The organism is Stenotrophomonas sp. (assembly GCF_032056425.1).
In the GTDB taxonomy this organism is placed as follows: Bacteria; Pseudomonadota; Gammaproteobacteria; order Xanthomonadales; family Xanthomonadaceae; genus Stenotrophomonas.
In genome coordinates this window covers 25,653-46,246 of sequence record NZ_DAMBCN010000021.1, presented here as the reverse complement: position 1 = coordinate 46,246, position 20,594 = coordinate 25,653, and the positions used below count along the sequence as shown (strand labels likewise).

The following is a 20,594-nucleotide window of genomic DNA, read 5'->3' as shown; positions in this document are numbered from 1 at the left end:
GATACGCGTGCCGCTGCGCTCGCCGGGCATGGCCCGGCGCTACCGCCTATGCCGGCGCGTGCGCGGCCAGCATCTGCCGGAACAGATCATCCAGCCACGCCGCATCCCCATGCCCTGCGGGCAGTCGTGGGCCGTCGGCGCGCGCAGCCAGTTCCGCATCGATGTAATCGCTGATGGCGGCAATGCGTGGCCCGGCGGCGACTTCGGCGCTGGCACGCTTCACCATCAGCAGCGCATCGATGGCCGCGCGTACCGGGCCGTGGGGCAGCAGCCGGTCCAGCAGGTCCTCGAAGGCCATCGGCGGCGGCGTCTGCTCGTGTTCGATCCATTGGCAGGCCAGCAGCGGCCGAAGTACGTACAGGTATTTCTTGGTGCGCACCGTGTCGCCGCGCAGGTAGCCGCGATGGTTGGAGCGGGCCATGTTGAAGTAGTGCCACCACGTGCCCAGCGGCGAGTAGAAGTGCTCGGCGGCCTGCCACAGCTGGGCCACGGCAGCGCCGTCCTGCTGGTAGATGATCGACGAGCGCAGCCATTCGATCAGGGTCGGGTTGGACTTGGATACCAGCCGCAGCGCCTTGCGCAGGTCCCAGCCGCTGACGTCCAGTTCGTCGTCGATGGGCAGCTCGATCACATCGCGCTGCGCCTGGCCGGGGCCGGTGGCTTCGTTCACGCTCAGGTACCACGGCTGGCGGTGCACGTAGATGAAGCGCGCGTCGTAGTCACTGTCCGGCGACGAGAAACCCCAGCCACGGCTGCCCGATTCGCAGGCCAGCAGCACGCGCACGTCATGCGTGCGTTCGATGTCGGCCAGGGTGGAAAGGATGGCGGCGCGCTTGTCCGGCGCGATCGGGTGGATGTCGTCCATGCAGAGCAGATTCGTAGAGTCGAGCGTGCTCGACTGTAACGCACGCGTGGCGCATGCATGCGTGTCGACCAAGGTCGACACCTACCCACCGGTCCCGGTAGGTGTCGACCTTGGTCGACACGCAGGCAGGGGGGTTACGCCACGCGGCCGCGGCGGGCGCGTTCCAGGTGCACCAGCAGCAGCGAGATCGCTGCCGGGGTCATGCCCGGAATGCGCTGGGCCTGGCCGATGGTCTGCGGGCGCACGCGTTCAAGCTTCTGCAGCGCTTCGGCCGACAGGCCGCGCACGATCGCGTAATCGAAATCCTGGGCAATGGGCGTGGCTTCATGCCGCTGCTGGCGTTCGATCTCCTCGCGTTGGCGGTCGAGGTAGCCGGCGTACTTCACGCCGATCTCGACCTGTTCGGCCACCTTGCCATCGGCCACGGCCGGGCCCAGCGACGGCACCTGCATCAGCTGCGCGTAGTCCAGCTCCGGGCGCTTGATCAGGTCCAGCACGTTGGTTTCGCGGCTGACCGCCACGCCCAGCGTCTCCTGCACTTCGCGGCCCAGCGCATTGGCCGGGGTCGCCCACAGCGCACCCAGGCGCGCGCGTTCGGCGGCCACCGCGGCCTGCTTGGTCTCGAAGGCGCTCCAGCGGCGGTCATCGACCAGACCCATCTCGCGGCCGGCCGGGGTCAGGCGCTGGTCGGCGTTGTCCTCGCGCAGCTGCAGGCGGTACTCGGCGCGGCTGGTGAACATGCGGTACGGCTCGTTGGTGCCGTGGGTGATCAGGTCATCGACCAGCACGCCCAGGTACGCCTCGTCGCGGCGTGGGCACCACCCGTCCAGCCCACGCACCTGGCGCGCGGCGTTCAGGCCGGCCAGCAGGCCCTGCGCGGCGGCTTCTTCGTAGCCGGTGGTGCCGTTGATCTGGCCGGCGAAGAACAGGCCGTTGACCAGCTTGGTTTCCAGCGAGGCCTTCAGCCCGCGCGGGTCGAAGAAGTCGTATTCGATGGCGTAACCCGGGCGGGTGATGTGCGCGTTCTGGAAACCGACGATGCTGCGCACCATCTCCAGCTGCACGTCGAACGGCAGCGAGGTGGAAATGCCGTTGGGATAGATCTCGACGATGCCCAGGCCTTCGGGTTCCACGAAGATCTGGTGGCTGGCCTTCTCGGCGAAGCGCACCACCTTGTCTTCGATGGACGGGCAGTAGCGCGGGCCGATGCCTTCGATCTGGCCGCTGTACAGCGGCGAGCGGTGCAGGGCGTCGCGGATGATCTGATGGGTCTGCTCGGTGGTGTGGGTGATCCAGCAGCTGACCTGCTGCGGATGCTCGTCCACCGAACCGAGGAAGGACATGACCGGCCGCGGCGTATCGCCGGGCTGCTCGTCCATCACGCTGTAATCGAGCGAACGGCCATCGATGCGCGGCGGCGTGCCGGTCTTCAGGCGGTCCACCTGGAACGGGCGCTCGCGCAGGCGTGCGGCCAGCGTGGTGGCCGGCGGGTCGCCCATGCGGCCGGCTGCGTACTGGGTGGGGCCGACGTGGATCTTGCCGGCCAGGAAGGTGCCCGCCGTCAGCACCACAGCCTCAGCGTCGAAGCGCAGGCCGGTCTGGGTGATGACCCCGCGTACCGCATCGCCTTCGATGACCAGGTCATCGACGGCCGCCTGGAATACGGTCAGGTTGGCCTGGCCTTCGACGATGGCGCGGATCGCCATGCGGTACAGGTTGCGGTCGGCCTGGCAGCGGGTGGCGCGCACGGCCGGGCCCTTGGAGGCGTTGAGCGTGCGCCACTGGATGCCGGCACGGTCGGCGGCATGTGCCATCGCACCGCCCAGGGCGTCTATTTCCTTGACCAGGTGGCCCTTGCCGATGCCGCCGATGGCCGGGTTGCAGCTCATGGCGCCCACGGTTTCGATGTTGTGGGTCAGCAGCAGGGTGCGCACGCCGGTACGGGCCGCCGCCAGCGCGGCTTCGGTGCCGGCGTGGCCGCCGCCAATGACGATGACATCGTAACGATGGAAGGACGGGTTCATAGGGGCAGGTCAACAGGGGCGGGCGCGCCAGGGGCGCTGCCGGGGTGGCGATTTTAGCGCCATTCGGCGGGGGGCGACGGGGGCGCCAGCAGGCGTGGGTGAAATCAACCCTAAAGTTGGCAGGAAAGTTGCAGATAACCCAATAGCACCCATCGTGGCTGGCGCTCAGGCGTTGGTGACCGGAATTGGAACAGGGGCCGGTACAGGCGCACGATGGGGAAGCAGGGGGCCGGTGGTCGGGGGACTGCCGGCCCCGTTTTTTTGATGGTTTACCGGGAAAGGCCCATCCACGCCATGCGTGGATGCCTTGCGCGAGCATCCAAGACAAACGGCCCCGCATTGCGGGGCCGTCTGCTTTCAGAGGTGCCGACATCCGACAGGGCCGGAACAGGGGGGATCCAGATGTTCCTGTCGGATATCGACGTAGAGCTGTTTGCGACGGCCCCTTAACGTTTTTGTCACTTTGTGACGCGGGCCGTCACCACCCGCGTAGAGTGCGGTCTGAACCGCGTGAATTGCAAGATGGTTCAGCGCTCAACTGTGCGCTGCGTCGCACGATTCATGTTTCCCCGCAGGCAACGGTTCATCGTTCCAGGTTTCGCCACGGGGAACCGTTCGACCTCGGCGCTCGCGGTGCCGGTGCCGGACGTGCCTGCGGAGGCGCGGCCGGGCGGGCTTGGGGCGGTGCGGATGGACGCGCCTGCGGCGGACCCGACGGGCGGTCGGCCTGCGGCGGACGGCGCATCGAATCGAGGTTGCGCCACGGCGACCCGCCGTTGTTCTGCCGGGGCGGCGGCGGCGGACGGTTCTCGCCGCCATTGCCCGGGCGCGGCGGCGGACGGTGGTTGTGCGGCGGCGGGCGGTAGACCGGTCGCGAGTAATACGGATTGCCATAGCCGTAATAGCCATAGCCGCCGTAGTACGGGTACCCCGAATCGTAGGGATAGCCGTAGGGGTAGCGGTACTCCGTCGAGGGGGCACCGTGGTAGTAACCGCCACCGCGGCCACCGCCAACGTAATCGTAGGTTGCGCAGCCGGTGAGGGCCAACATCAGGCCACCGGCAAACAACAGGCGCATTTTCATGTGGAGTCCCCCCAAGGACGGGTGTAGTGCCAGCTTCGGGCGCGCGCGTTGAATCGGCCCTTAATCCCGCCGGCCAGAATGAATGGCGGTGAAGGACTGCATGCTGGCACGCTTGCGTGCATCGCCGCCAGCGCGGGGGCTTACGTTAACCTTGCGTCATGAGCGATTCACTGTTGCCTACCCCCGCCGATGTGCTGGCTGCCGCAGCGCGCATTGCGCCCCATGCCCATGTCACCCCGGTGCTGCGTTCGCACGCACTGGATGCATTGGCCGGGGCGTCGTTGGCCTTCAAGGCCGAGCACCTGCAGCGCGGCGGGGCATTCAAGTTCCGCGGCGCGTGCAATGCGGTGTGGTCGCTGCCGGACGATCAGGCGGCAGCGGGCGTGGTGACCCATTCGTCGGGCAACCACGGCGCTGCGCTGGCGCTGGCGGCGCGTACCCGCGGTATTCCCTGCCACGTGGTGGTGCCGGAAGGCGCGGTGGCCGCCAAGCTGGCCAACATCGCCCGCCACGGCGCCACGCTGTGGCGCTGTCCGCCCACCATCGCCGACCGCGAAGCCACCTGCGCCCAGGTGCAGGCCGATACCGGCGCCACCCTGGTGCACCCCTATGCCGATGCCGCGGTGATGGCCGGGCAGGGCACCGCAGCGCTGGAACTGCTGCACGGTGATGGCCCGTTCGATGTGCTGGTGGTACCCGTGGGCGGTGGTGGCCTGGCCAGCGGCACTGCGCTGGCGCTGCAGCAAGCCAGTCCGCACACCCGTCTGGTGCTGGCCGAACCGGCCGGCGCCGATGACACGGCCCGTTCGCTGGCCGCCGGCACCCGCCAGGGACCGTTCACCCCAGACACGATCTGCGATGGCCTGCGCACCCTGGTCGGGGTGCCCAACTTCGCCCTGCTGCAGGCTGCCGGCGCCGAGGTGATCGTGGTGGATGACGCCGCCACGATGGCCGCCATGCGCCTGCTGTGGGAGGTGCTGAAGCAGGTGGTCGAACCTTCTTCGGCCACGGTGCTGGCCGCGGTGCTGGCGCAGCCGCAGCGGTTTGCCGGCCTGCGCGTGGGCCTGGTGTTGTCCGGTGGCAACGTGGATCTGCCGGCATTGCGCTGGGGGGCGGCGTGAGCCGCGGCCGGCACCGTGCCCGCACCGGCCTGCTGGGCTGGCTGTGGCGGCTGTTCGTGCTGGTGGTGGTGTGGTTGCTGGGCGTGACGGCGTGGATCGTCTGGGTGGGCGAGCGCGACCAGGCAGCCAAGGCCGATGCGATCATCGTGCTGGGTGCTGCCGCGTATGATGCCAAGCCGTCGCCGGTGTTCGAAGAGCGCATCCGCCATGGGCTGGACCTGTACCAGGCCGGCTACGCGCCGTTGCTGATCTTCACCGGCGGCTACGGTGGCAGCGGTGCGCGCTTCTCTGAATCGCAGGTGGCGCGCCGTTATGCGCTGAAGCATGGCGTGCCCGATGACGCGATTCTCATCGAAACCGCCTCGCGCAATACCGTGCAGAACCTGGTGGAAGCCAAGCGCCTGATGGAACAGCGGCACCTGCAGCGGGTCATCATTGTCAGCGACCCGCTGCACATGGCTCGCGCGCTGCGCCTGAGCCAGGCGATGGGGATTGAAGCGCTGGCCTCGTCCACGCCCAGCACGCGCTTCCGCAGCTTCCACACCAGCTGGCGTTTCCTGTTGCAGGAAATCTACTTCTTCCACCGTGACCTGGTGCGCCCGCCGTTGAGTTCGCCGGGTAATACCTGAGCGGTTGCCGCTTCGCTCGCCGGGCATGGCCCGGCGGCACTTCTGGATCAGGGCTGCTTGCGGCGGATCGGGATGGCCGACACGGGGACCGACGCGATGTCGTGGCCGCCTTCGCGGATCGGCGCGCCGGGGTCCGGCGCCCAGGCGTGGGCGTAGATCACTTCCCAACTGCTGGGCAGCTTGCCGTCGGCACGGCGCATCGGTTCGTACGCTGCAGCAGCAGCGGCAAAACGACCGCGCCCGGTCAGCGTGTGGCGGCGGTCCACCCGTGCATTGGTTGCGCCCATCGCGCGCAGCTCGCGCATCAGCGCGGGCAGGTCGTCGTAGGTCAGGGTGAACAGATCGCGGTCCAGCACCGGATCGCGGAAGCCGGCCATCATCAACGCATCGCCGAACTGGGCGATCTGCGCGAAACGACTCACGTGCGGGCGGTCATCGGCGGCGGCGAACGCTTCGTTGAGCTCGATCAGCGTTTCCGGGCCGAAGGTGGAACACAGCAGCAGACCGCCGGGCTTGAGCACGCGGCGGAAGCCGGCAAACACCGCCGGCAGGTCGTCCAGCCACTGCAGGCACAGGTTGCTGAAGATCACATCGACGCTGTTGTCGGCCAGCGGCAGCGCGGCGGCATCGCCGCACAGGCGCTGGAACGGCTTCCACCAGCCGGCCTGGCGTTTGGCCTGGCCCAGCATGGGCAGGGCGACATCCAGCGCGATCACCTGCGCCTTCGGCCAGCGCTTCTTCATCAGCGCGCTGGCGTGGCCGGTGCCCGAACCAATGTCCAGCACCACGGCCGGCGTGCGTGCTTCCAGGTAGTCCAGCGATTCGATCAGCCGCGACTGCACCTCGCGCTGCAGGGCAGCGGCGGCGTCGTAACTGCTGGCGGCGCGGCCGAAGGCGCGGCGGACGTGGCGGGCATCGAAGTAGGACGGCATTGCGAAAGTCTCTTAGAACGTACCGGGGTAGGCGCCACCGTCGATCAGCAGGTTCTGCCCGGTGAGGTAACCGGCCTGTGCGCTGCACAGGAAGGCGCAGGCCGCGCCGAATTCGTCCGGCGTGCCGAAGCGGCCGGCGGGAATCTGCTGGCGGCGGCGCTCGGCCACGGCCTGGGCATCACCGTCCTGGCCCGCTGCATGGGCGAAGTTGGCGCGCAGGCGGTCGGTGTCGAACTGGCCGGGCAGCAGGTTGTTGAGGGTGACGTTGTGGCCGACCGTCCGTCGCGCCAGCCCGGCCACGAAGCCGGTCAAGCCGCTGCGCGCGCCGTTGGACAGCGCCAGCGTGTCGATCGGCGCCTTCACCGAGGACGAGGTGATGTTGACGATGCGGCCGAAACCGCGCGCGATCATCGCGTCCACGGTGGCGCGGATCAGCGCGATCGGCGCCAGCATGTTGGCGTCCAGCGCGGCGATCCAGTCGTCGCGTTCAAACGTGCGGAAATCGCCCGGCGGTGGACCGCCGGCATTGGTTACCAGGATGTCCACCTGCGGACAGGCGGCCAGCGCCTGCGTGCGCCCAGCCTCGGTGGTGACGTCGGCGGCGACCGTGCGCACCTCGGCGGCAGCGGGCAGGGCGCGCAGTTCCTCAGCGGCGGCCTGCAGGGCGGTTTCGCCACGGGCCACGATCACCACGTTCACGCCCTCGGCCACCAGCGCACGCGCGCAGCCCAGGCCGAGGCCCTTGCTTGCGCCGCAGACCAGTGCCCAGCGGCCGGAAATACCGAGATCCATGCGTCAACCCTGCCGAATGCGGAAAGTACTCATTGTCCGCCATCGGCTGGTGACAGGCCGGCAACGAAGTGTTGCAGGGCAGCGGCCACCTGGTCGGCATGGCCGAGGAAGGGTGCATGACCGCCGTGGGCGATGGTCAGTGCCTGCGCGTTCGGTGCCAGCGCTGCGGCGGCCTGCATGGCCGCCGGTGACACCAGGCGGTCGCGCTGGCCGGCGATCCACAGGCTGGGTGTGCCCAGCGCCGGCAGGGCGCCGCGCAGGTCGGTGCCTTCCAGCAGCCGCAGGCCTTCCAGCAGGGCGCGCTCGGTTGGCGCGCCACGTTCCACCAGTCGCTGGCGCAGGGTGCGCAGTTCCTCGCGGGCATGCGCCGAGCCCATCACGTCCAGGGCCAGGAAGCGTTCCAGGGTGCCGGCGAAATCGCTGGCCAGGTCGCGGCCGAACTGCTCGAACACCGCCGGCTCCACAGCGTGGGGCCAGTCATCGCCGCGGACGAAGCGCGGGGTGGCGGCGATCATCGCCAGGCCGCGCACCTTGGGTACCGTGGCCGCCGCATGCAGGGCGAACAGCCCGCCCAGCGACCAGCCACACCACACCGCTGGCGGGGTGGCCGTGGCGATCGCGTTCACCACGTAGGGCAGGCGCAGCGGCGTGCTGTCGTCACGGCTGTGGCCGTGGCCGGGCAGGTCCACCACGTGCAGGGTGAAGTGCTCGGCCAGACGTTCCACCAGCGGCGCGAACACGCCGCCCTGCAGGGCCCAGCCATGGATCAGCACCAGGTCCGGCCCGCGGCCGGTGACATCGATATGCATGCGCGGCCCTGCGTGTATCAGGCGATGGCGCGGTCGAACGGCAGCGACGGCGGCAGCGGATCGGGGGCGAGGGCGGCGCGGCCGACCTGGTCGCGCGCGCTGGCAATGGCGTCCACCAGACCGCGCACCTGTTCGGGCGTATGCAGCGCCGACAGCGTGATGCGCAGCCGCGCCTTGCCTTCAGGCACGGTGGGTGGGCGGATGGCACCGACCAGCCAGCCGGTCTGTTCCAGCGCCTGCGACATCGCCACGGCGGTTTGGTCATCGCCGCACAGCAGCGGCTGGATCGGCGTTTCCGAGGCCATCACGTCCAGGCCCTGGCGGCGTGCTTCGCTGCGGAACAAGGCGATCAGATCGGTCAGGCGCTCGCGCCGCCAATGGTCGCGGCGGGCCAGGCGCACCGCTTCCAGCGCGGCGGCGGCCAGGGCCGGCGGCAGCGCGGTGGTGTAGATGTACGGGCGTGCGGTTTCGGCCAGGTGTTCAATCAGGTCGTCGCGGCCCAGCACCAGCGCGCCAGCGCCACCGAGGGCCTTGCCCAACGTGACCAGCTGCAACGGCACATCGTCCACGCCCAGCCCGGCACCAGCCACGGCACCGCGGCCGTCACCCAGCACGCCTACGCCGTGCGCATCGTCCACATAGAACAGCGCCTGCTGCAGGCGCGCCACCAGTGACAGCGCACGCAGCGGCGCGATATCGCCATCCATGCTGAAGACACCGTCGGTGGCCAGCATGGCCGCGCCGTCGGGCGCGTGCTTGAGCTGGCGCATGGCGCCTTCCGGGTCCAGGTGCGGGTAGCGGCGCAGGCGTGCGCCGGCCAGCCGGGTGGCATCGAGCAGGCTGGCGTGGTTCAACTTGTCCTGCACGCAGACGTCGTTCTCTTCGCTCAGCAGCGCCTGCTGCACGGCCAGGTTGGCGGCGAAGCCGCTGCCGAACAGCAGGGCGCGCGGGTACCCCAGCCAGTCGGCGACTTCGCGTTCCAGTGCGTCGTGCAGCGCGTGGTGGCCGCAGACCAGATGCGAGGCACCGGCACCGGCGCCTTCGCGCGCGGCGGCGTCCTGCAGCGCGTTGACCACACTGAACTGCTGGGCCAGGCCCAGGTAATCGTTGCTGCAGAAGCCGGTGAGCCAGCGCCCGTCAACTTCCAGGCGCACGCCATCGCGGCGCGACACCGTGCGCCGGGGGCGGCGACGGCCTTGGGCATCGCGCAACGCGCGCTGGGCTTGAAGGCGGGCGGTCAGGTCGGGGCGGGCCATGGTGGCTACGGGCGACGACGGGGCGGCTAGGGTAGCGCGTTGCCGTCGTGCCCGCTTGTGCCCCGCGTCACGCGGCGCTGGCACGTGCGCAGCCGCCGATGTCGGCATGCACGGTGCCGCCGTGGTCATGGCCGGCCGCGTCCACCTGCCGCGGCATCGGCTGCAGGCCCAGGCGCGCGAACAGGGCCTGGTCGCGTTCGCCTTCCGGGTTGCCGGTGGTCAGCAGTTTCTCGCCGTAGAAGATCGAATTGGCACCGGCCAGGAAGCACAGCGCCTGCAGCTCATCACTCATGGCTTCGCGACCGGCCGACAGCCGCACCATCGAACGCGGCATGACGATGCGGGCCACGGCAATCATGCGCACGAACTCGAACGGGTCCAGTTCGGCGCTGCCATGGAGCGGTGTACCGGGCACCTGCACCAGCTGATTGATGGGTACCGAATCGGGGTGGGCCGGCAACGTGGCCAGCGCCAGCAGCAGGCCGATGCGCTGCGCGCGCGTTTCGCCCATGCCGACGATACCGCCACAGCAGGTTTTCAGTCCTGCATCGCGCACGTGGCCCAGCGTATCCAGGCGGTCCTGGTACCGGCGGGTGTGGATGATCGAATCGTAGTAATCCGGCGCGGTGTCCAGATTGTGGTTGTAGTAGTCCAGGCCGGCCTCTTTCAGGGCACGTGCCTGTTCGCCGCTGAGCATGCCCAGGGTGGCGCAGGTTTCCAGGCCGAGCGCCTTCACCCCGGCGATCATCGCGGCCACCTTCGGAATATCGCGGTCCTTCGGCGAACGCCATGCGGCGCCCATGCAGAAGCGCGATGCACCGGCGGCCCTGGCCTGGCGTGCCTTGGCCAGCACCGCCTCGGTGTCCATCAGCTTCTGCGCGTTCACGCCGGTGTTGTAGCGCTGCGCCTGCGGGCAGTACGCGCAGTCTTCCGGGCAGCCGCCGGTCTTTACCGAGAGCAGAGTGGACACCTGCACCTGCGCCGGATCGAACTGCGCGCGATGCACGCTGGCGGCACGGAACAGCAGTTCGGGCAGCGGCAGGTCGAACAGCGCCTGCAGTTCATCGTGCTGCCAGTCGTGGCGGATGGCCGATGCCATGGCGGGACCTTGGAGGGGCGTGGAGCGAGGGCGGCAGTGTGGTTGGGCTGGTGAAGTCTGTCAACTGTTCGTGGTGCGCTATGGTTTACAGGATATTGGGCCCTGACCGCACCGCTACACTGGGCCGCCCAGCAACGGAACTGCCATGGATCTGCCGCGCTTCACCTATCACCCCGATCCCATCGCCACCGGTAGCGTGATCGCCGCCGATACGTCGTGCGTGTGCTGCGGACAGTCGCGCGGCTACGTCTACACCGGCCCGGTCTATGCCGAAGAAGAGTACGGACAGGAAATCTGCCCGTGGTGCATTGCTGATGGCTCCGCGCATGAGCGCCTCGGCGTCACGTTCACTGATGAGGAAGGCGTCGGTGGTGGCGGCGAGTGGGATGAAGTCGCTGAGGAGATCATCGACGTGATCGCGCAGCGCACCCCTGGTTTCAACGGCTGGCAGCAGGAACAATGGTGGACCCATTGCGGGGATGCCGCGCAGTTCATCGGCCGCGCCGGTCGCGTTGAACTGGAAGCACAGGGGGCAGCTGCACTTGCCGCGATCCAGGACAGTACTGGACTGGACGACGGCCCACATTGGCAGCACTTCCTGGCGGCGCTGGACAAGGACGGATCCCCCACGGCCTACCTGTTCCGCTGCCGGCACTGCGGCGAAGTGGGCGGCTACCAGGACTGCGACTGACAGGAGCCACGCCTACATGCAGGCACGCCGATACGCTCGTGTTTCCCGATGCGCCACTGCGGTGGCAAGCGCGCTGGCCTGCCTGCTTCCGCTGCAGGGCGGGGCGCAGCAGGCGATGGCCACCGACATTCCCTACGCCACGCCAGACCTTGCCTTGCATGCCCTGCGTGCGCTGCCGCAGGTACGCGAGCGCCAGGACAACGACTGGGTGGTGCTGCACGACATGCAGGGCCAGGTGTTCTGGTCGGTCACCCTGCCGGGCAATGGCTGGCACCCGTCGATCGTTCGCCGGCAACTGCGCGAGCAGCAGGGTGAAGTCAGCGTCGACATGCAGGTGCGCTGCGGCGCTGCCGAAGATGAGTGTGACCGCTTGGTGCAGGTGTTCCAGGCCAGCAACGAGAACCTGCGTGCGGCCGCCAGGTCGTTGGCCGAATCGCCGGACAACGACTGAGCCCGACATGTGCGAAGGGCAACCCAATCGCCTGGGGCTGTAAGCCACTAAAGCCCCGGCGTGCAGTGCAGTGGCTTCAGGCCGCCCTTGCCTGCTGGCGCGCGCGTGCGCGGCGTTCGATGCTGGCGGCGAACAGCGGGGTTTCGCGGCCATTGTGATCGCCGCCGTCGCGCTGGCGTGCTTCGGCCGCTTCTTCGAACGGGGTGCCATGTTCGGCGATGAAGTCCAGGAATTCCTGGGTGGGGTGGGCGACCACGCTGTTGGTGTATTCGCAGGTGGTGTCGTCGATCTTCTTCACGCTTCGCGTCCAGATCACCTGCACCCGGGTGCGCCCGTTCGGGGTGAAGGCATCGGAGGTGGACACCATGCGGCACAGGCTGGGCGTGGCGACCTCGGCCACGTAGTGCTGCACCATCAGGGTCTTGCCGATCATTTCCACATTGATGGACATGCGCGTGCCATCGTCGGTGGTGGTGCTGCCGGCGGAAATATGGTCCGGCGGGCAGCAGCGCTGGTACTCCGCTTCGGGCAGGTTGAACAGCCATTCGGCGATGTCCACCTGTTCAATGGGCAAGTTGATGACGGCGCTGTAAGCCGAGGAGGACAGCTGCTTGTCGCTGATGATGATGTCGGACATGGGCGGGCTCCGCAGGGGTGGGGTGTGTGACCACTATCGGTTGCCGCTGCGCGCAGGGCAGCCACCTGTTGGCATGGTGGCGTGCATCCATGCGGGCAGCGGCGCCAGACCAAGGTATGGCGCCTGCAGCAGACTGCCCGCTTACACCTGGGCCATGCCACCGTCCACGAACAACTCGACGCCATTGATGAAGCTGGCCGCATCCGAGGACAGGAAGGCCACGGCATTGGCCACCTCCTGCGGTTCGCCCAGGCGTGCCAGCGGCACCTGCGCGGCCAGGTGATCGAACAGGTCCTGGCGGGCTTCATCGGGCACCAGGTCGCCCAGGCCAGGGGTGCGGATCGGGCCCGGGCTGACCACATTCACGCGGATCTTCCGGTCCTTCAGGTCCAGCGACCACGAGCGGGCGAAGTTGCGCACCGCCGCCTTGCTGGCGCTGTACACGCTGAAGCTGGCGGTGCCCTGGATCGACACGGTCGAACCGGTCAGCACGATCGAGGCGCCGTCGACCAGCAGCGGCAGCGCCTTCTGCACGGTGAACAGCACGCCGCGCACGTTGGTAGCGAAGATGCGGTCGAAGTGTTCTTCGGTGATCGCCCCCAGCGGCAGCATGTCACCGCCGCCGGCATTGGCGAACAGGATGTCCAGGCGGCCGGCCTGGCGGGCGATCTGCGCGTAGACCGCATCGAGATCGCTCGGCTGCGAGGCGTCGGCACGGATGCCGGTGGCCTGCGCGCCGATGCTGGCCACGGCGGCATCCAGTTCCGGCTGGCGGCGGCCGGTGATGAAGACCGTTGCGCCCAGGCGTGCCAGGTGCTGGGCGGTGGCCAGGCCGATGCCGGTGGTGCCACCGGTGACCAGGGCGATCTTGCCGTTGAAATCAGTGCTCATGGTGTTCTCCTGTAGGGGCTGCCGGGGAGGGAGGTGGCAGCGGGTGGGAGAATGATGGGCGGCCGCGCTTGGGCGATAAATCATGCGCAATGACAATCACTATGCACCTACATGCATAATGTGCGGCATGAACCAGCTCAACGCCATCCATGCCTTTGCCCGCGTGGTCGAGACCGGCAGCTTCACCCGCGCCGCCGATTCACTGGACATGCCCACCACCTCGCTGAGCAAGCTGGTGCGCGAGCTGGAGGCGCACCTGGGCGTGCGGCTGCTGCAGCGGACCACGCGCCGGGTGGCGGTGACCGCCGAAGGCCAGACGTACTACGAGAAGGCTGGCCGCCTGCTGCGCGACCTGCAGGATGTCGATGCCTCGTTCAGTGCGGCACGCGGAACGCCGCGCGGCCTGCTGCGCGTGGACATCGGCGGTTCCACCGCGCGTGACGTGCTGATTCCGCTGCTGCCGGCGTTCATGGCGCGCTACCCGGAGATCCGCATCGAGCTGGGCGTGTCCGACCGCACGGTGAACCTGATCGGCGAGAACGTGGACTGCGTGATCCGCGGCGGCGCGCTGGATGACTCGTCGCTGGTCGCACGGCACCTGGGCGATGCGCGCCTGATCACCTGCGCCAGCCCGGCCTATCTGAAGGCCCATGGAGTGCCGGCGTATCCGCAGGAGCTGCGCAATGGCCACCGCTTGATCAGCTATCTGCTGCCATCGAACGGGCGCGCCGTGCCGTTCCGGTTCCGCGGCCCCGACGGTGCCTTCGAGATCAAGGCCGAGCACAGCCTGGGCATCAATGAAAGCAATGGCCATCTGGCCGCGGCGGTGGCAGGCCTGGGCCTGGTGCAGACCTTCGGTTATGCCGCAGGCGCGGCGCTGCGCAGCAAGGCGCTGGTGGAGGTGCTGCGGCCTTGGCGACCGGCGTCGTACCCGTTCCATGTGGTGTACCCGGATAACCGCCATGTCAGCCCGCGGCTGCGGGTGTTCATCGACTGGCTGGTGGAGGTGATGCCGCCGTTGCTGGGGGCGGCACCCTGAGCCGTAAGCGCAGCATTACCTGCGGCGCGGCCGCACGGATACGTGTGGGTGGTCCGGCACATGCCAGCGCCAAGGGAAGTCCACGGCACGGCTGATGCCGATGCGCGGTCCCACCACGGGTGCGGCCGGCGGTGGCGTGCCGTCGGAGGCGATGACGATGCCACGGTCGGCGCCGACCAGGTCCGCACCATCCAGCTCGCGGGTAATGCCGAAGGCCTGGGAGAGCTTGCCGGGCCCGCTGGCAAGATCGCGCTCGCGCCTGGCAGCCGGCCGCGCCGCCTGCATGGCGGCCACACCGGCCAACGGTTCGGCCGCCCTCAGCAGTACGCCGACGCCTTCGCCGACCTCTCCACACACCGCATTGCTGCCCCAGTGCATGCCATACGTGAAGTACACATAGAGGTGGCCGGCCTCGCCGAACATCGTGGCATTGCGTGCGGTCTGCCCTCGATACGAGTGCGCGGCCGGGTCTTCGCTTCCCGCATAGGCCTCTACCTCCACGATACGCGCGGCGCGGCCGTCGTCACGCACGATCAGCTTGTTCAACAACTGCGGCGCGACCACGGTGGGATGGCGTCGGTAGAAATCGCGCGGCAACGCACTCCACTGGGCGGGAAGCCAATCGGGCGAGGGCAGGGTGTGCGGCATCGGATCGCTCAAGGCCTGGCCTGCTCCTGCTGCATTTTCTGCGCCTCGTTCTGCAGGCCGGGGTCGTGGGATTCGCCCTGTTTGAAGTACCACAGCACCGTGGGCAGGACCATGGCCAAGAGGCCGACGATCAGTACGACAATGACGATTCGGGTCCGCTTGTTCATCTGGATTCCGCAGAAGAGGGATACAGGCGACGAACGCTAGCAGCGGCGCTGTGCAGCGTCTGTGTCGGCGTATCCGACAGGCTGAAGGAGGGGAAACCGGCAGTACGACGGGCACATACCCGATGCCTGTGGCAACCGTCCAGCACGCAGACTGGATGGATGTTGACGGAAAGGCTGCTGTTCATGGCTGGGCGTGTGCAACGTGCCCTGCTGCCCCTGCGCTGTCTGGTCTGTGGCGAGCCCGGCCACGATGGCCTGGATCTGTGCGCAGCCTGTCTGGCCGATATCCCCTGGTCAGGACGCGCTTGCAACCGCTGCGCCTTGCCGCTGCCCGACACCGCACTGCCGGTGTGCGGCACCTGCCGTGACGAACCGCCGCCGCAGACGGCCACGCATGCCAGCCTGTTGTATCTGCCGCCGGTGGACCAGTTGCTGCTGCGCTTCAAGTTCCACCATGACCTGGCGGCCGGGCGACTGCTGGCGCAGCTGATGCTGCGCCATCCCCCGGCGTGGACCTGCCCGCCGCTGGCGCCGGTGCCGCTGCATCGCCGTCGCCTGCGCCTGCGCGGCTACAACCAGGCTGGTGAGCTGTGCCGGTTCCTGCAGCAGCCGGTGTGGCGCGGGCTGTACCGCCGTCGCCATACCGCGCCGCAGTCAGAACGCAGTGCCGAGCAGCGCAGGGAGAACCTGTTCGATGCGTTCGACGTGCGCGGACCGGTGCCCACACAGGTGACGCTAGTGGATGACGTGATGACCACCGGAAGCACGCTGCTGGAAATCGCCGAGACACTGAAGCTGATGGGCGTGGGCGAGATACGCGCGTGGGTCTGCGCACGGGTGCCATGAAGGCATGCGGTTCCGAACGTGTGTAGAGGGCGTGGATGGCCGGCCTTGCGCGCGCGCTAGGATCCAGATTGGATACTGATCGAAGGAGTGGTCATGCTGTCTCCAGACTCGTCCCGCCCAGCATTGGTAACTGCCATTGGCCGCAGCTGGCCGATCCTGCTGCTGTACGGTGTGGTGGCGCTTGGATTTGGCATCGCCGCGGTGGGCTGGCCGCTGTCGGCGGCCACCGCACTGGCGTGGGTGCTGGGGGTGATGGCCATTGCCGAAGGGGTGATCAGTCTGCTGGCGCTGATCAGCGGCGGCAGTGGCGCGCCGCGCGGCTGGCTGCTGCTGTATGCCCTGGCCTCGCTGGGTTTTGGCGTTCTGGCGATCGTCAATCCGCTGGCCACGGCCAGTGTGCTGGTGCTGCTGCTCGCCGTGTGGCTGCTGCTGGCCGGGCTGTACCGCATCGTCTTCGCCATTCGTGTGCGCAAGCAGATCCAGGGCGAGTGGCTGCTGATACTCAGTGGCCTGCTGGCGGTGGTGCTGGGCGTTCTGCTGGCCGCCAACCCGGTGGCAGGCCTGGCGGTCACCACACTGTGGATCGGCATTGGCAGCCTGGTGTATGGGGTATTGCAGATCGTAGTGGCGTTGAAGCTGCGCAAGCTGACGTAGCGTCGAGCGTGCGCGACGGCTGTTCGCGGCAACCAGCGCGGGTCGACCAAGCGGGGCCCAGGTAGAGTCGAGCTTGCTCGACTGCTGTTGGATGGTAGACCAAGGTCGACCGCTACCAAGCAAAGTGGTCGATCCCTACCGGAAATGCGCTTCGATCTCTTCCAGCGACTTGCCCTTGGTTTCCGGCAGCCACAGCGCGGCCACCAGGAAGAACACGAACGTGCAGCCGGCCCAGAACAGGAACATGCTGGCGTAGCCGTAGTGGCCCACCGTGGGCAGGAACAATGCCGCAATCGTGGTCGAAACGAACTGGTTGATCAGCAGCGCGATGCTCATGCCGTTGGAGCGGATGCGGTTGGGCATCAGCTCGGACAGCGCCAGCCATACGCACACACCGGGGCCGACGGCGAAGAAGCCGACGAACACCAGGATGCACGCGGCTACGGCCCAGCCATGGGCCGGCGGCGGTACCGGGCCGATGCGCGCCTGTTCGATGCGCAGCGGCGCCTGCGCGGCGCTGGCCGGGTCGGCGAAGGGATTCAGGTGCAGGCGGCGGAAGAACGTGCCGATCACGCTGTCCGGCTGCACGGTGCCGGCACGCTCGATGCGCAGCTCGCGGTCACCCGGGTTGTCGCTGCGCAACGCGCGCACATTGGTGAAATCGCCGTAGGCGTACGACACCGTCAGTTGCAGCGGCCGCCCTTCGCGGTCGATGCCCGCGCCCAACTGCTGCCACTGCGCGTCATCCAGCACCAGGCGCAGGCCATCGCCCTGTACCGCTGCGTGCAACTGCGGCTGCACATCGGCACGGCCGCGCTCGGCCTGGAAGAACAGGGTGGCGGCTGCCAGCAGCGCTACGCAGATGCCACCACTGCCCAGCATCAACAGGAACTTGCGACCCTTGCGATCGACCAGCAGCAGCGCGGCCACGGTCATCAGCGCGTTGAGCAGCTTGATGGCCACGTCGGCACCATTGGCCACTGAACCCGACAGGCCGGCCTGGTTGAGGATGTTCACCGCATAGGCCAGCACCGAGTTGATGCCGGTGGCCTGGGTGCAGGCCAGCACCACGCAGGCCAGCAGGAAGGGCTTCACGTAGCGGCGGCTGAGCAGCGGCTCACGCTTGCCGTCGGCACTGTGGGCATCCGGTGCCTGGATCTGCGCCAGCGTGGCCTCCACCCGGTCGGGCGCAAGTACACGCTGCAGGCTGCGCCGCGCGTCAACCACGCGCCCACGCCGCACCAGCCAGCGCGGCGATTCAGACAGCCAGAACAGGCCCACGCAGAACACGATGCCCGGGGTCAGGCAGCTCCAGAAAATGGTGCGCCAGGCATGATCCTTGGCCGCGAACAGTGCCTGCGCCTGCTGTGCGTCGGGCAGGCGGCGCGCGGCTTCGGTGGCCGCATCCACCGCATGGGCCTGGTACAGACCGATCAACGCGGCCAGCACCAGGCCAATGGTCAGCAGCAGCTGGAACATGGCCGCACCACGGCCGCGTCGTTCCGGGCTGAGCACTTCGGCCAGGTAAAGCGGCACCACCACGCCGATCAGGCCGCCGCTGATGCCTTGCAGCAGGCGCCCCAGCAGCAGCGGTGTGTAGCCCGAAGCGAGTGCCATGATCGGAATGGATGCGGTGAACAGCACGCCGGCCAGCAGCATGGCGCCACGGCGGCCGATCAGATCGGCCACCAGCCCGGCGAACAGCGAAGACAGCACACTGCCCAGCAGCACCGCCGCCACCACGAAGCCCAGCTGCTGGCTGCTCAGGTGCCAGGCCTGGCTGGCGGTGGCTTCCAGGTAGGGCAGGGCGCCGGCAATGATGCCGATGTCGATGCCGTACAACAGACCACCGAGGCCGCCGATGAACAGCAGGTAGCGAACGGGCCAGCGCGGAGCGGTACGTGCAGTCATCGACAGGTTTCCTGTGCGGCAATTCGGTGCGGATTGCTTCTGTAGAGTCGAGCCATGCTCGACTGCGCTTCGTTCCGGTATCTCGCACGATCAGTCGAGCATGGCTCGACTCTACAAAGGCGTGGTGCGTCAGGCGGGTGCAGCGTTGAGGTCAATCACGTGCCCACCCACCACCACCTGCTGCAGGCGCAGGCTGGCGTCGAGCACCACCAGGTCGGCCAGGGTGTCGGGCGCAATGCGGCCGCGATCCTGCAGGCCCAGGTAATCGGCCGGGAAGGTGGATACGCGCTGCGCGGCGTCGGCCAGGTCCAGGCCCACCTGCACCAGGTTGCGCAGTGCCTGGTCCATGGTCAGCGCGCTGCCGGCCAGCGAACCGCTGGCCAGGCGCACGCAGCCGCCACACTTGTGTACCCGCTGCTCGCCCAGTGCGTATTCGCCATCGGGCATGCCGGTGGCGGCGGTCGCATCGGTGACCGCGTACAGGCGCGGAATCGCGCGCGCGGCCAAGCGGATCACGCCCGGATGGATGTGCTGCAGATCGGGAATGATTTCCGCGTACTGCGCATGCGCCAGTGCGGCGGCGGCAATGCCGGGGCGGTAATGGTCCACGCCGGTCATGCCGTTGAACAGATGCGTGAACCCAGACGCGCCGGCCTGCAAGGCGGCCACGCCTTCGTCGTAGCTGCCGGCACTGTGGCCCAGCTGCACACGGATGCCCATGGCGGCCAGCGCGGGAATCAGTGCGGTGTGCTCGCCGATCTCCGGTGCCAGCGTCATCACCCGGATAGGGGCGAGCGCATGCAGTTGCTGCACCAGTGCCAGGGTGGCCTCGATGGTGCGGTTGGGCTGTGCGCCCAGGCGCTGCGGACTGATGAAGGGCCCTTCCAGATGCACGCCGGCAATGCGCGCGGCATCGGCCTGCGGCGCGGCCTGGGCCGCCGCGACGCCGCGCAGGGCGTGTTCGATCTCGTCCAGCCCGGCGGTCATGGTAGTGGCCAGCAGGGTGGTGGTGCCGAACCGGGTATGGGTGCGGGCGATGGTGCGCGCCACGTCGCCGCCCTGCATCAGGTCCACGCCCGCCGCACCGTGCACGTGCAGGTCGATGAAGCCGGGCAGGATCACCGGCAACTGCAGGTCATCCGCGCCGCTGTGGTCATCCACCTGCAACTGGCGCACGTGTGAATCGAAGTGGACGTGGCCGCGCCGCCAGCCCAGCGGGGTCAGGATGCGGCCGTACAGGGTGCGTGTCGGGTTCATGGCGGTGTCTCGGCGATGATCACTTCGATGCCCAGCCGCTGCAGCCCCTCGCGGGTGGCTTCGTCGATGCCCGGATCGGTGATGACAGCGTGGATCTGGTCGAGGCGGGCGATGCGGTGCAGGCTGACGCGGCCGAACTTGGACGCATCGGTGAGCACCACGATGCGCCGCGCGCGTTCCACCATGCGGTGGTTGAGGCGGGCTTCGGCTTCATCGTGGGTGGTCAGGCCGAACTGCAGGTCCAGGCCATCCACGCCCAGGAACAGGGTGTCGAAGCTGTAGGAGTTGAGGCTGGCCTCGGCCTGGCTGCCCTGCAGCGACAGCGACTGCTGGCGAAGCAGGCCGCCGGTCAGCAGCACGTTGATGCCCGGCGCGTTGGCCAGTTCCCAGGCAATGTTCAGGCCGTTGGTCATCACCGTCACATCGCGGTGGCCGCGCAGGTGGCGGGCCAGGGTCATGGTGGTGGAGCCGGAGTCGATGATGATGTTGTCACCGCCCTGCACCAGCCGCGCGGCGCGGGCGCCGATCGATTCCTTCAGCGGCAGGTTCAGCGCATCCTTTTCGTGGATGTCCTGTTCCTGGGGTGGCGTGCGCACCAAGGTGGCGCCGCCGTGGGTACGGGTGGCCAGGCCCTGTGCTTCGAAATGGCTCAGGTCGGCGCGGATGGTCACCGCCGACACGCCATAGCGCTCCACCAGGTCAGCCACCTGCACGGTGCCGTGTTCGATCAGGCGCTGCAGGATCTGTTGGCGACGGGAGCGGGTGTTGCGCATGGCCATCTCTCGGTTCCG

General features: G+C 68.3%; 22 protein-coding genes. 7 read left to right on the top strand and 15 right to left on the bottom strand.

The window, feature by feature from the left end; all coding sequences use genetic code 11:
- Window positions 1-46: 46 nt before the first annotated feature.
- The 3 genes from RTY46_RS14195 to RTY46_RS14185 form a co-directional block, all read right to left on the bottom strand.
- Window positions 47-865, bottom strand: coding sequence for a nucleotidyltransferase domain-containing protein (locus RTY46_RS14195; RefSeq protein WP_312709125.1), 819 nt, complete (start codon window positions 863-865; stop codon window positions 47-49).
- A 134-nt stretch (window positions 866-999) separates the two neighbouring features.
- On the bottom strand, window positions 1,000-2,889 hold the full coding sequence (mnmG, locus tag RTY46_RS14190; protein ID WP_312709124.1) for a tRNA uridine-5-carboxymethylaminomethyl(34) synthesis enzyme MnmG: 1,890 nt from the start codon (window positions 2,887-2,889) through the stop codon (window positions 1,000-1,002).
- Between the two features lie 583 nt (window positions 2,890-3,472).
- Window positions 3,473-3,973: a hypothetical protein gene (locus RTY46_RS14185; RefSeq protein WP_312709123.1), complete on the bottom strand. Its 501-nt coding sequence runs from the start codon at window positions 3,971-3,973 to the stop codon at window positions 3,473-3,475.
- Window positions 3,974-4,131: 158 nt separating this feature from the next.
- On the opposite strand from RTY46_RS14185, the gene RTY46_RS14180 reads away from it, so the two are divergent.
- Together RTY46_RS14180 and RTY46_RS14175 are read left to right on the top strand one after the other, a co-directional pair.
- Window positions 4,132-5,094 carry a pyridoxal-phosphate dependent enzyme gene (locus RTY46_RS14180; protein ID WP_312709122.1) on the top strand — a complete coding sequence of 321 codons (963 nt, stop codon included), beginning with the start codon at window positions 4,132-4,134 and terminating at the stop codon, window positions 5,092-5,094.
- A complete protein-coding gene (locus RTY46_RS14175) occupies window positions 5,079-5,723 on the top strand; it encodes a YdcF family protein (protein ID WP_164275080.1) in 645 nt (214 codons plus the stop codon). Before RTY46_RS14180 ends, RTY46_RS14175 begins: the two co-directional genes overlap by 16 nt.
- 47 nt (window positions 5,724-5,770) lie before the next feature.
- Here RTY46_RS14175 and bioC read toward each other — a convergent pair whose 3' ends face one another.
- From bioC to bioB, 5 genes are all read right to left on the bottom strand, one after another.
- Window positions 5,771-6,655, bottom strand: a complete 885-nt coding sequence (gene bioC, locus RTY46_RS14170; RefSeq protein WP_312709121.1) for a malonyl-ACP O-methyltransferase BioC — start codon at window positions 6,653-6,655, stop codon at window positions 5,771-5,773.
- A gap of 12 nt (window positions 6,656-6,667) precedes the next feature.
- Window positions 6,668-7,447 carry an SDR family oxidoreductase gene (locus RTY46_RS14165; protein WP_312709120.1) on the bottom strand — a complete coding sequence of 260 codons (780 nt, stop codon included), beginning with the start codon at window positions 7,445-7,447 and terminating at the stop codon, window positions 6,668-6,670.
- 29 nt (window positions 7,448-7,476) lie between these two features.
- Window positions 7,477-8,256 (bottom strand): pimeloyl-ACP methyl ester esterase BioH, encoded by a 780-nt coding sequence (gene bioH / locus RTY46_RS14160; RefSeq protein ID WP_312709119.1) that lies wholly within the window; start codon window positions 8,254-8,256, stop codon window positions 7,477-7,479.
- Between the two features lie 17 nt (window positions 8,257-8,273).
- Window positions 8,274-9,512 (bottom strand): 8-amino-7-oxononanoate synthase, encoded by a 1,239-nt coding sequence (gene bioF / locus RTY46_RS14155; protein WP_312709118.1) that lies wholly within the window; start codon window positions 9,510-9,512, stop codon window positions 8,274-8,276.
- Between the two features lie 67 nt (window positions 9,513-9,579).
- On the bottom strand, window positions 9,580-10,611 hold the full coding sequence (gene bioB, locus RTY46_RS14150; RefSeq protein ID WP_312709116.1) for a biotin synthase BioB: 1,032 nt from the start codon (window positions 10,609-10,611) through the stop codon (window positions 9,580-9,582).
- A 145-nt stretch (window positions 10,612-10,756) separates the two neighbouring features.
- On the opposite strand from bioB, the gene RTY46_RS14145 reads away from it, so the two are divergent.
- Entirely contained in the window at window positions 10,757-11,302 is a 546-nt protein-coding gene (locus RTY46_RS14145) for a CbrC family protein (protein ID WP_312709114.1), read from the top strand.
- A 16-nt stretch (window positions 11,303-11,318) separates the two neighbouring features.
- Entirely contained in the window at window positions 11,319-11,753 is a 435-nt protein-coding gene (locus tag RTY46_RS14140) for a hypothetical protein (protein WP_312709113.1), read from the top strand.
- A gap of 76 nt (window positions 11,754-11,829) precedes the next feature.
- Here RTY46_RS14140 and RTY46_RS14135 read toward each other — a convergent pair whose 3' ends face one another.
- Together RTY46_RS14135 and RTY46_RS14130 are read right to left on the bottom strand one after the other, a co-directional pair.
- Window positions 11,830-12,390, bottom strand: coding sequence for a hypothetical protein (locus tag RTY46_RS14135; RefSeq protein ID WP_312709111.1), 561 nt, complete (start codon window positions 12,388-12,390; stop codon window positions 11,830-11,832).
- Window positions 12,391-12,531: 141 nt separating this feature from the next.
- The gene (locus tag RTY46_RS14130; protein ID WP_312709109.1) at window positions 12,532-13,281 is read right to left on the bottom strand and encodes an SDR family oxidoreductase; all 750 of its coding nucleotides are present in this window, start codon (window positions 13,279-13,281) and stop codon (window positions 12,532-12,534) included.
- Between the two features lie 127 nt (window positions 13,282-13,408).
- Between RTY46_RS14130 and RTY46_RS14125 the strand changes: the two genes are divergently transcribed.
- Complete coding sequence (locus RTY46_RS14125; RefSeq protein WP_312709108.1) at window positions 13,409-14,320, top strand: LysR family transcriptional regulator; 912 nt, start codon at window positions 13,409-13,411, stop codon at window positions 14,318-14,320.
- A 15-nt stretch (window positions 14,321-14,335) separates the two neighbouring features.
- On the opposite strand, the gene RTY46_RS14120 is transcribed toward RTY46_RS14125, so the two are convergent.
- Both RTY46_RS14120 and RTY46_RS14115 read right to left on the bottom strand, forming a co-directional pair.
- Complete coding sequence (locus RTY46_RS14120) at window positions 14,336-14,968, bottom strand: DNA-3-methyladenine glycosylase (RefSeq protein ID WP_312709189.1); 633 nt, start codon at window positions 14,966-14,968, stop codon at window positions 14,336-14,338.
- Between the two features lie 8 nt (window positions 14,969-14,976).
- On the bottom strand, window positions 14,977-15,135 hold the full coding sequence (locus RTY46_RS14115) for a hypothetical protein (protein ID WP_312709107.1): 159 nt from the start codon (window positions 15,133-15,135) through the stop codon (window positions 14,977-14,979).
- A gap of 183 nt (window positions 15,136-15,318) precedes the next feature.
- Here RTY46_RS14115 and RTY46_RS14110 point away from each other — a divergent pair, with 183 nt between their 5' ends.
- Together RTY46_RS14110 and RTY46_RS14105 are read left to right on the top strand one after the other, a co-directional pair.
- Complete coding sequence (locus RTY46_RS14110; RefSeq protein WP_312709106.1) at window positions 15,319-15,981, top strand: ComF family protein; 663 nt, start codon at window positions 15,319-15,321, stop codon at window positions 15,979-15,981.
- Window positions 15,982-16,074: 93 nt separating this feature from the next.
- A complete protein-coding gene (locus tag RTY46_RS14105) occupies window positions 16,075-16,635 on the top strand; it encodes a DUF308 domain-containing protein (RefSeq protein WP_312709105.1) in 561 nt (186 codons plus the stop codon).
- Window positions 16,636-16,770: 135 nt separating this feature from the next.
- Here RTY46_RS14105 and RTY46_RS14100 read toward each other — a convergent pair whose 3' ends face one another.
- The 3 genes from RTY46_RS14100 to RTY46_RS14090 all read right to left on the bottom strand — a co-directional run bounded on the left by RTY46_RS14100 (window position 16,771) and on the right by RTY46_RS14090 (window position 20,576).
- Entirely contained in the window at window positions 16,771-18,546 is a 1,776-nt protein-coding gene (locus tag RTY46_RS14100; RefSeq protein WP_312709104.1) for an MFS transporter, read from the bottom strand.
- Between the two features lie 129 nt (window positions 18,547-18,675).
- A complete protein-coding gene (gene nagA, locus RTY46_RS14095; RefSeq protein WP_312709103.1) occupies window positions 18,676-19,803 on the bottom strand; it encodes an N-acetylglucosamine-6-phosphate deacetylase in 1,128 nt (375 codons plus the stop codon).
- On the bottom strand, window positions 19,800-20,576 hold the full coding sequence (locus RTY46_RS14090; RefSeq protein ID WP_312709188.1) for a DeoR family transcriptional regulator: 777 nt from the start codon (window positions 20,574-20,576) through the stop codon (window positions 19,800-19,802). Before RTY46_RS14090 ends, nagA begins: the two co-directional genes overlap by 4 nt.
- Window positions 20,577-20,594 lie beyond the last annotated feature (18 nt).